16 protein-coding genes (1 of these 16 only partly in view) are annotated in these 12,558 nt (G+C 45.5%); 11 read left to right on the top strand and 5 right to left on the bottom strand.

Annotated elements, in window-relative coordinates:
- The 8 genes from BBR47_RS26330 to BBR47_RS26295 all read left to right on the top strand — a co-directional run.
- Positions 1–510: the end of a tetratricopeptide repeat protein gene (locus BBR47_RS26330; protein WP_015893491.1), read on the top strand. It extends 1,134 nt beyond the left edge of the window; only the last 510 of its 1,644 coding nucleotides appear in the window; its start codon lies off the left edge, out of view; the stop codon is at positions 508–510.
- Between the two features lie 64 nt (positions 511–574).
- Positions 575–1,534 (top strand): thioredoxin-disulfide reductase, encoded by a 960-nt coding sequence (gene trxB, locus BBR47_RS26325; RefSeq protein ID WP_015893490.1) that lies wholly within the window; start codon positions 575–577, stop codon positions 1,532–1,534.
- Positions 1,535–1,769: 235 nt separating this feature from the next.
- The gene (rapZ, locus tag BBR47_RS26320; RefSeq protein ID WP_015893489.1) at positions 1,770–2,651 is read left to right on the top strand and encodes an RNase adapter RapZ; all 882 of its coding nucleotides are present in this window, start codon (positions 1,770–1,772) and stop codon (positions 2,649–2,651) included.
- A 78-nt stretch (positions 2,652–2,729) separates the two neighbouring features.
- Positions 2,730–3,740: a gluconeogenesis factor YvcK family protein gene (locus BBR47_RS26315; protein WP_015893488.1), complete on the top strand. Its 1,011-nt coding sequence runs from the start codon at positions 2,730–2,732 to the stop codon at positions 3,738–3,740.
- A gap of 8 nt (positions 3,741–3,748) precedes the next feature.
- A complete protein-coding gene (gene whiA / locus BBR47_RS26310; RefSeq protein WP_015893487.1) occupies positions 3,749–4,696 on the top strand; it encodes a DNA-binding protein WhiA in 948 nt (315 codons plus the stop codon).
- A gap of 49 nt (positions 4,697–4,745) precedes the next feature.
- Complete coding sequence (locus tag BBR47_RS26305) at positions 4,746–5,003, top strand: HPr family phosphocarrier protein (protein WP_015893486.1); 258 nt, start codon at positions 4,746–4,748, stop codon at positions 5,001–5,003.
- A 127-nt stretch (positions 5,004–5,130) separates the two neighbouring features.
- Positions 5,131–5,313, top strand: a complete 183-nt coding sequence (locus tag BBR47_RS26300) for a hypothetical protein (protein WP_015893485.1) — start codon at positions 5,131–5,133, stop codon at positions 5,311–5,313.
- 16 nt (positions 5,314–5,329) lie between these two features.
- Positions 5,330–5,515, top strand: coding sequence for an H-type small acid-soluble spore protein (locus BBR47_RS26295; protein WP_015893484.1), 186 nt, complete (start codon positions 5,330–5,332; stop codon positions 5,513–5,515).
- Between the two features lie 109 nt (positions 5,516–5,624).
- On the opposite strand, the gene clpP is transcribed toward BBR47_RS26295, so the two are convergent.
- On the bottom strand, positions 5,625–6,227 hold the full coding sequence (gene clpP, locus BBR47_RS26290; protein ID WP_007720441.1) for an ATP-dependent Clp endopeptidase proteolytic subunit ClpP: 603 nt from the start codon (positions 6,225–6,227) through the stop codon (positions 5,625–5,627).
- Positions 6,228–6,358: 131 nt separating this feature from the next.
- Positions 6,359–6,580, bottom strand: coding sequence for a hypothetical protein (locus BBR47_RS26285; protein WP_026043328.1), 222 nt, complete (start codon positions 6,578–6,580; stop codon positions 6,359–6,361).
- A 215-nt stretch (positions 6,581–6,795) separates the two neighbouring features.
- Between BBR47_RS26285 and BBR47_RS26280 the strand changes: the two genes are divergently transcribed.
- Together BBR47_RS26280 and BBR47_RS26275 are read left to right on the top strand one after the other, a co-directional pair.
- Positions 6,796–7,269 carry a copper amine oxidase N-terminal domain-containing protein gene (locus BBR47_RS26280; protein WP_041749676.1) on the top strand — a complete coding sequence of 158 codons (474 nt, stop codon included), beginning with the start codon at positions 6,796–6,798 and terminating at the stop codon, positions 7,267–7,269.
- Positions 7,270–7,487: 218 nt separating this feature from the next.
- Complete coding sequence (locus BBR47_RS26275) at positions 7,488–8,723, top strand: branched-chain amino acid ABC transporter substrate-binding protein (RefSeq protein ID WP_041749675.1); 1,236 nt, start codon at positions 7,488–7,490, stop codon at positions 8,721–8,723.
- Between the two features lie 252 nt (positions 8,724–8,975).
- Here the strand turns inward: BBR47_RS26275 and BBR47_RS30670 are convergent, their stop codons facing one another.
- Positions 8,976–9,110: a DUF4023 domain-containing protein gene (locus BBR47_RS30670; protein ID WP_015893478.1), complete on the bottom strand. Its 135-nt coding sequence runs from the start codon at positions 9,108–9,110 to the stop codon at positions 8,976–8,978.
- A 35-nt stretch (positions 9,111–9,145) separates the two neighbouring features.
- Positions 9,146–11,014 carry a PAS domain-containing sensor histidine kinase gene (locus BBR47_RS26265; RefSeq protein ID WP_015893477.1) on the bottom strand — a complete coding sequence of 623 codons (1,869 nt, stop codon included), beginning with the start codon at positions 11,012–11,014 and terminating at the stop codon, positions 9,146–9,148.
- A gap of 193 nt (positions 11,015–11,207) precedes the next feature.
- On the opposite strand from BBR47_RS26265, the gene BBR47_RS31415 reads away from it, so the two are divergent.
- Positions 11,208–11,366 (top strand): hypothetical protein, encoded by a 159-nt coding sequence (locus tag BBR47_RS31415; RefSeq protein WP_015893476.1) that lies wholly within the window; start codon positions 11,208–11,210, stop codon positions 11,364–11,366.
- A gap of 58 nt (positions 11,367–11,424) precedes the next feature.
- On the opposite strand, the gene BBR47_RS26260 is transcribed toward BBR47_RS31415, so the two are convergent.
- The gene (locus BBR47_RS26260; protein ID WP_015893475.1) at positions 11,425–12,435 is read right to left on the bottom strand and encodes an ABC transporter substrate-binding protein; all 1,011 of its coding nucleotides are present in this window, start codon (positions 12,433–12,435) and stop codon (positions 11,425–11,427) included.
- Between the last annotated feature and the right edge of the window lie 123 nt (positions 12,436–12,558).

Genomic DNA, 12,558 nt, shown 5'->3' with positions numbered 1-12,558 from the left:
TCCCTTCTCTGGGCATTGCAGCATGGACGCGATGAAGTGAAATTCGCGGTGCTGCAAACATTGTCTCTGATCGGAGACGATGAAGCTGAAACTGCAGTCCGTCAATTTTATTACCAGACGGATAACCAGCAGCTGCAAAAGTTGGCTTTGCTGGCTTTGGCTGATATGGGTGCAGATATGCCGGAAGGAACTCCAGAAGGATCGAATGGTTCACCGACGATGGAAGATCAAAAGAGCAATATAGAAGAAGGCATAAGCCGTTATTTACTCTCGCAGGGCAAGCAAGAGGCTGGAGAATGGTGCCTCGATGTATGGCGCAAGCATCATGAATATGCCCAAAGTCAGGTACAAGTGCGAAAAGAAGTAGCGTGGGTCGCAGCATTAGAATATGTATACGGAACGATAACGAACGAAAAACAGTCACAAGCCCTTCTAGCTCAAAAATATGGCATTTCTGCCGCAACCTTGGCAAAGTGCGTCAAAGTTTTGTCGACACTTGATTTTAAATAGATTATTACATTATAATTAATTTAAATAAGGAAACAGAACTGTGTGAGACGAGGAGGCAACAAGCATGAGCGAACAAAAAGTTTATGACGTGATTATCGCCGGAGCTGGCCCTGCTGGAATGACGGCTGCTGTATATACATCCCGTGCGAACATGAGCACATTGATGCTGGAGAGAGGGATCCCAGGCGGTCAAATGGCGAACACGGAAGATATCGAGAACTACCCAGGCTTCACTTCCATTCTTGGCCCTGATCTCTCTACAAAAATGTTTGAGCATGCACAGCAATTCGGTGCGGAGTATGCTTATGGTGAGATCAAGGAAATCCGCGATGAAGAGCCGTACAAGCGCGTTATCACGGGTGACAAGGAATACTTGACCAAATCTGTTATTGTGGCAACTGGTGCAGAGCATCGTTTGCTCGGTGTACAAGGCGAAAAAGAATTGTCCGGCCGTGGTGTATCTTACTGCGCGGTATGCGACGGTGCATTTTTCCGCAATAAAGAGCTGGTAGTTGTTGGTGGAGGAGACTCCGCGGTAGAAGAAGCAGTGTTCCTTACTCGCTTTGCTTCCAAAGTGACAATCGTACACCGCCGTGATCAGTTCCGTGCACAGAAAATCCTGCAAAAACGAGCTTTCGATAACGAAAAAATCGAAGTGATTTGGGATACCGAACTAAAAGAGATCCGTGGTGAAGGCAAGGTACAAGCAGTTCTCTTGCAAAACACCAAAACAGGTGAACAAAGAGAATACCCAGCAGATGGAGTGTTCATCTACGTAGGGATGGACCCATTAACTGCAAGTGTACGTCCACTGGGCATCACCAACGACGCAGGCTACGTACTGACAGACGAAAAAATGAACACCAAAGTAAAAGGTGTTTTTGCAGCAGGCGATGTACGCGAAAAAATGCTGCGCCAAGTCGTGACAGCAACTGGAGACGGTTCGATCGCTGCTCAATCTGCTCAGCATTATGTAGAAGAGCTCAATGAAAAGCTAAAGGAACAAAATGTCACAATCTCTTAACCTGCTTGTAACATGGGTGAAATAATTCAAGTGTAATCTATAGACAATGAATTGACCCCCTTATCTATATAAACAATTGTTGCGTGGCTGGCATTCAGTCACGCATCTTTTTTTCTAAAATAGCTTGTACGCCTGTAGAGGACGTCCTTGGAAAAACAGGGGAAGCGGTTCAAAAAGGTGCGAATAAGGTCGACAATATGGTATGCTATTGTCAGAATCGTAGGAGGCGAGTTGCGTGACGGAATTGGGAAACGACAAGGCCATGAATCTCCTGATTATTACCGGAATGTCAGGTGCGGGAAAGACAGTTGCTGTACAAAGCTTGGAGGACCTGGGCTTTTTTTGTGTAGACAACCTGCCCCCTGTACTGATTCCCAAATTTGCTGAGTTGGTTAAACAGTCTGGTGGGAGTATTGAGCGAGTCGCATTGGTGATTGACTTGCGAGGGCGTGAGTTTTTTGAAAATCTAGCCGTAACCATGGAAAGCCTCAATCAGATGAATGGACTATCTTACCATATCCTTTATCTGGATGCGAACGATCAGACATTGGTTTCTCGCTATAAGGAAACACGCCGCAGACATCCGCTTTCTCCGAACGGTTCGCCTTTGGAAGGAATTCACGCCGAACGCCGTTTGTTGGAGGAAATGAAGGGCTGGGCGCATCAGATTATCGATACGAGTCAAATGAAGCCAGTTCAGCTTCGAGAAAAAATCATCAACCAATACGGTCAACAAGGATCACCCCTTACGATTAATGTATTATCGTTTGGTTTCAAATACGGCGCACCGATAGACGCTGACTTGATGTTCGATGTCCGTTTTTTGCCCAATCCGCATTATGTGGAGGATTTACGTCCGAAAACAGGATGTGATCCAGACGTGGCAGAGTATGTGATGCAGCACAAGGACACAAAGGAATTCTTAGAAAAGCTTACAGACTTTTTGGGGTACACCCTACCGCATTACCAGCGAGAAGGAAAAAGTCAACTTGTGATAGGAATCGGATGCACCGGTGGCAAGCATCGCTCGGTCGCCATTGCAGAACATTTGGGAGAAGCCTTTGGCAAAGATTTTTCTGTCCGTGTTAGTCATCGAGACATGGAAAAGAACAAATGAGCATAAGATGGCAGGAAAGACTGAAGCGTGCATAAAAAGCCACCTGTGGTATATGTATTAGAAATAATGAGGTGACATATGCCTACTAAGGGAGTCGGGAGGCTACAGTCAAGGCCATTACGGATAGTCGTTATTGGCGGAGGAACGGGTCTATCCGTCCTTTTACGCGGTTTGAAGCACGAGCCAGTGCATATTACAGCGATTGTGACGGTAGCAGACGATGGGGGAAGCTCTGGACGTTTGCGAGAAGAAATGGATATGCTTCCACCTGGCGACATTCGAAACGTCTTGACTGCTCTGGCCGATACAGAGCCGTTGATGGAAAAAGTCATGCAATATCGTTTTTCCACAGGCACGGGATTAGCCGGGCATAATTTGGGAAATCTATTACTTGCAGCGATGAACGAAATCACTGGAGATTTTGTCACCGCAGTCAAAACATTAAGCGGGGTTTTGGCAGTGCGTGGAGATGTATTGCCAGCTTCCACGCAATCGATTCAGTTGAAAGCGGAAATGACAGATGGATCTCTCGTAATCGGAGAATCCCAAATACCGTTGACTGGCAAAGAAATCAAGCGGGTGTTCCTTGATCCAGAGGATGCTGTTCCTCTGAGCGAAGCCCTGATGGCGATTGCCGACGCGGATGCCATTTTGATTGGGCCTGGCAGCTTGTACACGAGCATCCTGCCCAATTTATTAGTACGAGGGTTATTTGAAGCGATTACATGCGCACAAGCCCCAAAAATCTACATTTGTAACGTCATGACACAACCAGGGGAGACAGACGGTTTTTCTGCATCCAGGCACGTGAATGTCATGTATGAACATGTAGATAAACCATTTCTGGATACGATCATTGTCAATTCAGCCGAGCTGCCTACCCATGTATTGGACAAATACGCGGAAAAAGGAGCAGCTCCTGTCCGATGTGACTCAAAGCGATTGCGCCAACTCGGTCTGCATGTAGTGGCGAAGCCGTTAGTCACATTTGAGGACGGATACCTACGTCACGATGCACATGCTGTCAGCAAGCAGGTTGTGTCACTTGTCAAACGAAGACGGAAGGTGCTGAAGATAGAGAAGGAGTAGTGAAGTCGATGTCATTCGCCGCGCATACCAAAAAAGAGCTTACCATGATGGAGGGTGCCGATTGCTGCAGCAAGGCAGAGCTCTCAGCCTTGATTCGGATGAATGGAAGTCTGCAGTTTGGAGCCGGACGACTGGTGCTGGATGTGACGACAGAGAACGCGGCGATTGCCCGACGCATTTACACGTTAATCAAGAGGTTGTTTCAGATACACGCTGAATTGCTAGTTCGCAAAAAAATGCGTTTGAAAAAAAACAACGTCTACATTGTGCGTATTCCGAATAAGGCCAATGAGATCCTGCAAGACTTGGGCATCATGGATCAAAGCCTGTCGTTTATCCCAGGAATCGCTCCAGAGATCGTGAAAAAGTCATGCTGCCGCGCTGCTTATTTGCGGGGGGCTTTTTTGGCGGGGGGATCAGTGAATCATCCAGAGGCATCCAGCTATCATCTGGAGATTTTCACTTCCTATCAGGATTTTTGCGAAGCATTGACCAAGATCGCCAATCGGTATAAACTAAATGCCAAGTGCATCGAGCGGAAAAAAGGGTATGTTCTCTATATTAAAGAAGGCGAAAAGATTACAGAGTTTTTGAGCTTGATAGGAGCTCATCAGGCGCTGCTGTATTTCGAGGACGTCCGAATCGTAAAGGACATGCGGAACTCCGTAAACCGTTTACACAATTGTGAAATCGCGAACATAAACAAAACGGTGAATGCAGCCACCAGACAAATGGAAAATATTCAGCTCATCGATCAAGAGATGGGATTGGAGAATTTGCCAAAACGTCTGCGCGAGGTCGCGGAGCTTCGAGTGGCTCATCCTGACATCAATTTGAAAGAATTGGGCGAGATGGTGCCAAGCGGAGTAGTGAGCAAATCGGGCATTAACCACCGCTTGCGGAAAATTAACGAAATCGCTGACAAAATACGAGAAAAACAAAATATTTCGATGTAGATGCATGTTATACTAAAGGATAATAGTCTACAAGTAAGGAGGTCCATTCATGGTTCAACAGCAGGTCGTGGTTCAGTTAAAGACCGGTTTGCAAGCTCGTCCAGCAGCTTTTTTCGTACAGGAAGCTAACCGTTTTGCATCGGAAGTATTCGTAGAAAAAGGCAACAAGAAGGTCAATGCGAAAAGCATCATGGGTATCATGAGCCTCGCAATCAGCTCTGGAACGGAAATTACCATTTTGGCAGAAGGGCCGGATGCCTCCCAGGCAGTCAGCAGCCTTACGAATCTGGTAAGCAAAGAAGAATAGAGTCACGAGAGACACTTTTCCCTTAAGGGAGGTGTCTTTTTTTGTTGGTTATCTTGATGAATATGTATCAATTCACTTCGGGCAGGGCATTTCTAACCATGTATATTGCTTGAAGGAGGAATGAGACATGAGTAACCGTGATAAGTGTTACGAGGGCCGCGATTGTTATGATATGGACATTGATCGGATGGTGAATGAGGGACTGGGGGGCGGAGTTGTTTCCGACCAAAACGGCCTGATTGAAGAAACGACAGTAGATACGATGACAGGGGCTACGTCAGCCAAGCAAGCTCTTGACGATGACCAATAGAGGGAGTCAGTCACTTATGAATGTAACAAGAGCACAAGCCATCATGAAATCCGACGACCATATCAAGGTAGAGTACGATGGACAAGCCGTTTGGATCGATGCTGTAGACGAAAAAACGTCAACAGCACGTGTACATGAGGAAAAAAATCCAGGGCATAGCCGAACAGTCTATGTCAGTCAGTTAATGGAAGTATCACAATGATTCATCGAAAAAGCTGAGCAGACCAAGGAAAGCCTCTAGGGGTTTGCTCGGCATACAAAAAAACACTCGGCCGGTAGTTCAGGCACGAGTGCTTTTTTTTCTACAGCTCTTATTTTTTCGAAGACGGTTCGGAAGTGATGACTTTGTCAATCAATCCGTACTCTACTGCTTCAGCGGCAGAGAGGAAGTTGTCGCGATCGGTATCCTTTTGGATGCGCTCCAAAGGCTGTCCAGTGCGTTCAGCCAAGATGGTGTTCAGATGATCACGCATCTTCAAGATACGTTTTGCGGCAATCTCAATGTCGCTCGCTTGTCCTTGTGCGCCACCCAATGGTTGGTGGATCATGACTTCACTGTTTGGCAGAGCAAAGCGCTTGCCTTTTGCCCCAGCAGCCAGCAGGAATGCTCCCATGGAAGCAGCCATTCCGATACAAATGGTGGATACATCAGGCTTGATGAAGTGCATAGTATCGTAAATTGCCATACCAGCAGTAATAGAACCGCCTGGGCTGTTTATGTACAAGTGAATGTCTTTCTCCGGATCTTCCGCCTGAAGGAACAACAACTGTGCCACAACGATATTGGCTACGGTGTCGTTGATTGGGGTTCCCAGAAAGATGATGCGGTCTTTGAGCAGGCGGGAATAAATATCGTAAGCACGTTCCCCGCGGTTTGTCTGTTCAATGACGGTTGGAATTAAATTCATATGCATCTAGTCTTCCTCCTCTCTTTGTAACAATATCATACACAAAAGGTCAATGAAGGTCAAACACATAAGTGCGCGCCCTCACTACCATGTTTGCCAAATTCCCTCTGTCTAAACCTACTCGAAAAGGAAAACATTCATTCCTTGGAATTCTCATCGGCCTCGGTTAAATCGACGGCGAGTTTCAGCGTGGCTTTCATCTTCTTTCCCTTGATAATCGTATATTCATCGACTTGTTTGGCTTGAAGTTGATTGATGGCTTCCGCCAGCTCCTGTTGATCTTTGTATGGTTCAATGGTCAATAAGCATTCTTCATCACTGGCCTCTTGATAAATGAGAAAAAAACGTTCCCCTGCCATAGTAAGCCTCACTTTCGAAAGTTATCCACAATGTTATGCACAGGTTGTGCACAAAAACATTTGTTCGTGGGATATTTATTTTTTTTCCTAGTCTTGTCATGTTTGGAGAGAGAATTACATAGGAAATGTATGGGATAAAAAAGAAGGAAAAAGTTGATTTATGTCGAATCATACAAAATTGGAATTCATTTCATGATATTTAAGGGGTGTTTATTATGCTTCGCAAGTTTTCTACAATGATGCTGACAGCAGCTCTTCTAACAGGAAGTGTAGCGGCAACGGCTGCGTTTGCCCAAACTTCTCCTGCTCCTGCACCAGCTGTACAACAAAAAATCAAAGTTCAGCTAAACGGCAAGGAGTTCCCATTCCCACAAGAAATCGTTACTGAAAATGGTGTTGCGTATGTGAATGCGAGCACATTGGCGATTGCTTTGGGTGGTAGTGCAGCATGGGATAGCACGACTAAATCTCTGTTGGTTGCCAAAGACAACAAGTACGCTCTGCGTATGTACGAAAACCAAAACTTTGCTTATAAAAACGGCAAAGAAACGAGTGTAGCAAATCCGCCACGTCCAGTGACCGGAGCAGTGCTCGTGCCCCTCGTATTCATTGCCCAAGAATTGGGTGCAAAAGTAGAGTACGATGCAAAAACGCTCACTTACAAGCTGAGCATTCCAATTAATTCCTAATAATCAATGGGATACTTCTCATGAGGATAGCCACTTCTATGCGTAGAAGTGGCTATTTGCCTCAATACTACTTGTGTACACCTCTATTAGCAGACAGCGATAGAGGGTTTTTTTTATTGATTCTTCTTTCAATCATTTCTATTGCAAATTTTCTAAAATATCCTACAATAAGATTGTGATTCATAGTTTGCTCATAAATAAAGAGGGGGATTTTTGCTATGAAAAAACAGAAATCATTGTCGATACTGGCTGCAACATTTGCTCTCGGCACAATGCTCGCGGGCTGCGGTGGAGGTGCGGGGACTGGTAGCCAAAGCGCGACACCACAGCCGAGCAACAATAGCGGAGGAAGCACGGGCGGTGCAAGTGGCGCTACTGAGAAGCTCGTTGTTGCTGTAGTTGGTCCGATGTCTGGTCAGTATTCTGATTATGGAAGCACAGCAAAAGCTGGTGCTGAATATGCGTTGAAAGAAAAGGCAGAGGCATTCAAAGCACTTGGCTTTGACGTTCAATTGTCCGCGCAAGACGACCAAGCTGACCCGAAACAAGGGGTAGCAGTCGCACAAATGTTGATTTCGAATCCTGATGTAGTCGGAGTAGTAGGCCATGCTACAACAGGTGCTTCGATCACAGCAGCAGCGCAATACGAGCAAGAGAAGCTCGTAATGGTATCTCCTTCTGCAACGGGCTCAGATTTGACTGAGCAAGGCAAACAGATCGTACACCGCATTTGTGCGCGTGATGATCAGCAAGGCTCCAAGGCTGCGATTTTTGCTAAAAATCAGTTGAATGTAAAAACAGCATTCGTTATGCATGACAAGGCTGCTTATGGACAAGGTCTTGCGGAAGAAGTGAAAAAGCAATTTGAAAAAGACGGCGTACAAGTTCTCGGCTATGAAGGGGTAACAGCAGGCGAGAAGGATTATAGTGCGATCATCACCCAAATCCTTGCGAAAAATCCAGAGATGATCTACTTCGGTGGATACTACTCTGATGCAGGGATCATCGTGAAACAAGCGCGTGAAAAAGGCTTCAAAGGTGTCTTCATGGGTGGCGATGGCTACGACTCCGCTGACATGGTGAAAATTGCTGGTGCGGAAAATGCCAATAACGTAGTCTTTACTTCCACGGTTGGCGATATTGGTGCTACCGAAGACGGCAAGAAATGGATCACAGACTTCGAGAGCGCGACTGGCAACAAAGTAGGGATCTTCACTTCGTTTGGTTATGACTCCATGGGTGTTATGCTGAACGGTCTGGAAGAAGCGATCAAAGCAAACGGCGGCAAAAAGCCAACGCGTGAACAAGTGCTGGAAGCGGTTCACAAAACCAAAGATTACAAAGGCAAATTCGTTAACGTAACATTCAATGAAAAAGGCGACAACGACTTTGCTTCCGTATACGTGTACAAGTATGAGGACGGAAAGAAAGTATTCATGGGTGAAGCGAAGTAATTCTTCATTATGAATAAGCCATTTGGGACATACTACGTTTGGCATGAATACCAGAATGAAAAGGAAGGGATTCTGATGTCAAACAATCGAAATACCAAGAATGGCGGAAACCAAGGACACAGCAGCAAGACCCAAGGCACCCAGAAGCAAAAGTCCGAAAGAGATCGTAACCTGAATAAACAGGATCCACAATAGCAATGACAAAAGCCCACTCGTTTTAGCCAAAGGAGCTAACGGGTGGGCTTTTGCTTGTTAAATACCTTGCTTGCTAGGCAACCGCTTTTCGGGATGACCATAGCCCTGATGCTGTCTGCTTCGTAGGTTTTTCGCTTGGGATTCGCGAATTTTGGCCACGAACTCACTCGTGCTCATTTTGGTAAAATCCATAGGGCACCTCCACCGATGATGAGATGTACACTTTTCTAGGATGACCCAATTTGGTCCTGAACAATCGGCAGTGTTATCTCTACCATTGTACCTTCGTGCTCTCTGCTTTTAATTTCCAGGCTGCCGTTGTGGTCTTTCATGATTTTGCTGCTGATCATGAGGCCGAGGCCAGTTCCGTTTTCTTTTGTCGTGAAAAAGGGGGCACCCAGCTTGTGAATCATTTCTTCAGAGATTCCACAGCCAGTATCCGTGAGCGTAATGAGCACCTGATGATTGTCTTTTAGGGTGGTGGCAATAACAACCTCACCATGTCCATCGATCGCTTCGATAGCATTTTTAATGATGTTGATAAAGACCTGCTTGAGCTGGTTTTCTTCCCCCGCAATGATTGGATGGTAAGCAAATGCGGTCCGAAAATCGATGTTTTTCAAATTTGCTTCCGATCTCAAAAGTGTCAAAACGTTTTCTAGCAAAGGGATGAGCGGAAGAGGCTTGATTTGAATGCTATGAGGCTTTGCTAAGACTAGCAATTCACTCACAATAAAATTGATTCGGTCCAGTTCAGAGAGCATGATGTCGGCGTACTGCTGGTTATCATTCATGCTCGGATAAAGAAATTGGATAAAGCCCTTCAAAGATGTGAGCGGGTTGCGAATCTCATGGGCGATTCCAGCAGCCAGCTCCCCAATCACAGACAGCTTCTCAGCCTTCCGTAATAGTTCCTCGTTATGTCGCCGTTCTGTAATATCCCGTGAAACAATGATAAAGCCATCACAATCTCCCGTTTTCGTCAGGATGGGGGCACCCTTTGATTCGAGAACGATCCATTTGTTATTTTTCGTCTGGAAACGGAATTCGCATATCTTTGCTTCCTTGGTCGCCAGCAAGAGATGAAAGTGGTCAATGACAGTTTGGCGATCTTCGGGATGAATCTCGGCAAAGGTGAGCTGACGGCAATGTTCACTCGTTTCGATTACACGTGAATGCGATGGGGAGAGATAGAGGATATCTCCGTTTTTGTCCGTAATCAGAATAAGATCATCTGTGTATTCTGAGATGATTTTGTTCGTATTCTCGCTTTTAAATAAGGCGGCCTCTGAGTATTTGCGTTCGGTGATATTTCGCGAGACTAACATGACGTTTTGGACGTCCCCTACCGCGTTTAAAATGGGGATACCGCGTGTTTCGAAGGAGACCTCGTTTCCATTCCTATCCATAGAGCGCGTCTCGAAATGAACGGGTTGTTTCGTTGCCATGATCTCTTGAAATTTGTCCCGGAACATAGGGATATCCTCTGGATGTGTGAGCTGCAGGTTGTTAGGGGAAGTAACCTCGGCTGGAACAAATCCCAATTGTTCGATTGATGGGGAGGCATAGATGCGTCGCATGGATAAATCATAAATCGTCACGATATCCTGGGTATGATCGATGAGGAGACGATATTTGGCTTCGGTTTGACGCAAGGCCTCTTCAATTTTTTTGCGTTCGGAAATGTCACGGGTAATACAGGAAGCACCAATAATTTTTCCTGTTTCGTCTTTGATTGGAGCAGCTGACAGAATGACATCCATCTTCGTGCCATCTTTTCGCTGCCTGATGGTTTCGTAATTGGTTAGTAATACACCCATGCTCCTGACCGCATCAAATAACTGTTTGGTCTCGCTCTTGTACTCTTCTGGAATAAAGCAGAGCGGTGAAGCGTAAATCTCCTCCATGGACCAACCGTAGTATTGCTCAAACGCATGATTCACCAAGACGATATTGTTATCGAGATCACTAATCGAGATGGCATCCGTCGTAAAATGAAAAAATGCTTTTAATATTTGATCTGGAAATAACACTTGTGTGATTTCCTTTTTTGAGCGTTTCTTTTTCCATAAGAAAGGGGTTTTAAGCTTGTTCATCAGATTCCCCCGCATAGTCTATCAAGTATTTGAGTGAGATAGCATTGTCGTAACTATTCGAGATATAGGATCCATTTTCCTATCAAAATTTGGAATAGTTTGTTATTCTATAATGAATTGGTTATGCCTGAAGGTTCTGACTCGCATGGAAATCAGCTATAATAAGAGTTAGAAAAAAGTCGGAGGTGTATGCATGACAACGGGTTTTATCGTTGCGTTGGTGCTCATTTTTATTGTCATCATCGGTGTGACGATTTTGGTTACAAACAAAGCTTATTCACGTAAACCTGAACAAATAGATCCGATTCTGCCCAGTAAGGATACTGCTGGTAGTAAGGAACTCGATCAATAATGCCAGCAGGCAAAAGAGCAGGAGTGGTTATATCAACCACTCCTGCTTTTTTTATAGCCTACAGTTTGGAGAAACGCTCTACGATGTCATCAACAAGCAGTTCGGCAGAAAGGATACCGCCGCCTACGTTCCAGATCACTTCGTCAACTTGGAATGCCTTATTGTTTTTCGCGACATTCAGCTTTTGATAGAGTGGATCTTTCATCCATTCCTCGGTGTATTTATTCGCAGATCCATCACCCGAATAATCGCCGATCCAGTAAAACATGACGTCGCCATCCATTTCGGACATGAGCTCTTTTGGGATGTCTTTTTTGAACTCATCGATGTCTTGGGAGGCAGGTCGAGCAAAACCGAGCTGGCTCAGAACAACGCCAGAGAAGGTGTCTTTCAAGTAAAGACGAGTTTTGCCAGCTACGAAACGAACGACAGAGACTTTCATCTTCGTCTTGTCACCCAGTTTTCCTTTTGCATCCTCAATCTTCTTATCGAAATCAGCCATCAGCTTGTCGCCTTCAGCTTTCTTATTCAGCGCTTCGGAGTAAAGGGCAAAGTTGATTTTCCATCTGCCTACGAGATCCTCGGAGAAGACGGTTGGAGCAATTGCGGAAAGCTGAGCGTATACTTTCTCTTGCCCTTGGCGTCCTTTCGTTCCCAGAATCAGGTCTGGCTTCAGGCTGGCGATCAGCTCGACGTTTGGTTGATTCTCGTCACCCAATTCAACTGCATCCTTCATTTTTTCTTTAATATGTGGATGCCATGGGTCACCGGGTTTGCCGAGGCCACTCATGACTGCCCCAACTGGCGTAATCCCTAATGCGAGAACAGCCTCTGTGCTTTCACTGGTGAGAGTGACGACACGTTGCGGAGTTCCTTTTATTTTTGTTGACCCCATAAAGTGTTTTACTTCTCTCTCTTCAGACGCTGCCGGTGCTGATGGAGTTGTTGACGCGGCTGGTGTAGAAGAAGACGAGTCGGATGAAGGCGTTGCCTGTCCTCCGCAACCTGTTACGAGCATGACTGCGGAAAGCATAGCCCCGAGCATCAAACGCAGGGAAGTTTTGCGCATGATGGAAAATCCCCCTTTAACTGATAATGATTATCATTTTTCTTCACTACTTTATATGCTCCTATGACAAAGTGTCAATATATTTTTTGGAACTATAGGAAAACTATAGATATTAATGTGCTG

Origin of the sequence: Brevibacillus brevis NBRC 100599 (genome assembly GCF_000010165.1) — a bacterium.
In the GTDB taxonomy this organism is placed as follows: domain Bacteria; phylum Bacillota; class Bacilli; order Brevibacillales; family Brevibacillaceae; genus Brevibacillus; species Brevibacillus brevis_D.
This window is presented reverse-complemented; position numbering and strand designations above follow the sequence as displayed.

Bases quoted from the DNA above. Each gene is read 5' to 3' on its own strand.
- BBR47_RS30670 (WP_015893478.1), bottom strand. From the start codon at position 9,110: ATGGATTTTACCAAAATGAGCACGAGTGAGTTCGTGGCCAAAATTCGC.
- BBR47_RS26305 (WP_015893486.1), top strand. From the start codon at position 4,746: ATGGTTCAACAGCAGGTCGTGGTTCAGTTAAAGACCGGTTTGCAAGCT.
- BBR47_RS26265 (WP_015893477.1), bottom strand. From the start codon at position 11,014: ATGAACAAGCTTAAAACCCCTTTCTTATGGAAAAAGAAACGCTCAAAA.
- BBR47_RS26280 (WP_041749676.1), top strand. From the start codon at position 6,796: ATGCTTCGCAAGTTTTCTACAATGATGCTGACAGCAGCTCTTCTAACA.
- BBR47_RS26315 (WP_015893488.1), top strand. From the start codon at position 2,730: ATGCCTACTAAGGGAGTCGGGAGGCTACAGTCAAGGCCATTACGGATA.
- BBR47_RS26295 (WP_015893484.1), top strand. From the start codon at position 5,330: ATGAATGTAACAAGAGCACAAGCCATCATGAAATCCGACGACCATATC.
- BBR47_RS26260 (WP_015893475.1), bottom strand. From the start codon at position 12,435: ATGCGCAAAACTTCCCTGCGTTTGATGCTCGGGGCTATGCTTTCCGCA.
- BBR47_RS26275 (WP_041749675.1), top strand. From the start codon at position 7,488: ATGAAAAAACAGAAATCATTGTCGATACTGGCTGCAACATTTGCTCTC.
- clpP (WP_007720441.1), bottom strand. From the start codon at position 6,227: ATGCATATGAATTTAATTCCAACCGTCATTGAACAGACAAACCGCGGG.
- whiA (WP_015893487.1), top strand. From the start codon at position 3,749: ATGTCATTCGCCGCGCATACCAAAAAAGAGCTTACCATGATGGAGGGT.
- trxB (WP_015893490.1), top strand. From the start codon at position 575: ATGAGCGAACAAAAAGTTTATGACGTGATTATCGCCGGAGCTGGCCCT.
- BBR47_RS26300 (WP_015893485.1), top strand. From the start codon at position 5,131: ATGAGTAACCGTGATAAGTGTTACGAGGGCCGCGATTGTTATGATATG.
- BBR47_RS31415 (WP_015893476.1), top strand. From the start codon at position 11,208: ATGACAACGGGTTTTATCGTTGCGTTGGTGCTCATTTTTATTGTCATC.
- BBR47_RS26285 (WP_026043328.1), bottom strand. From the start codon at position 6,580: ATGGCAGGGGAACGTTTTTTTCTCATTTATCAAGAGGCCAGTGATGAA.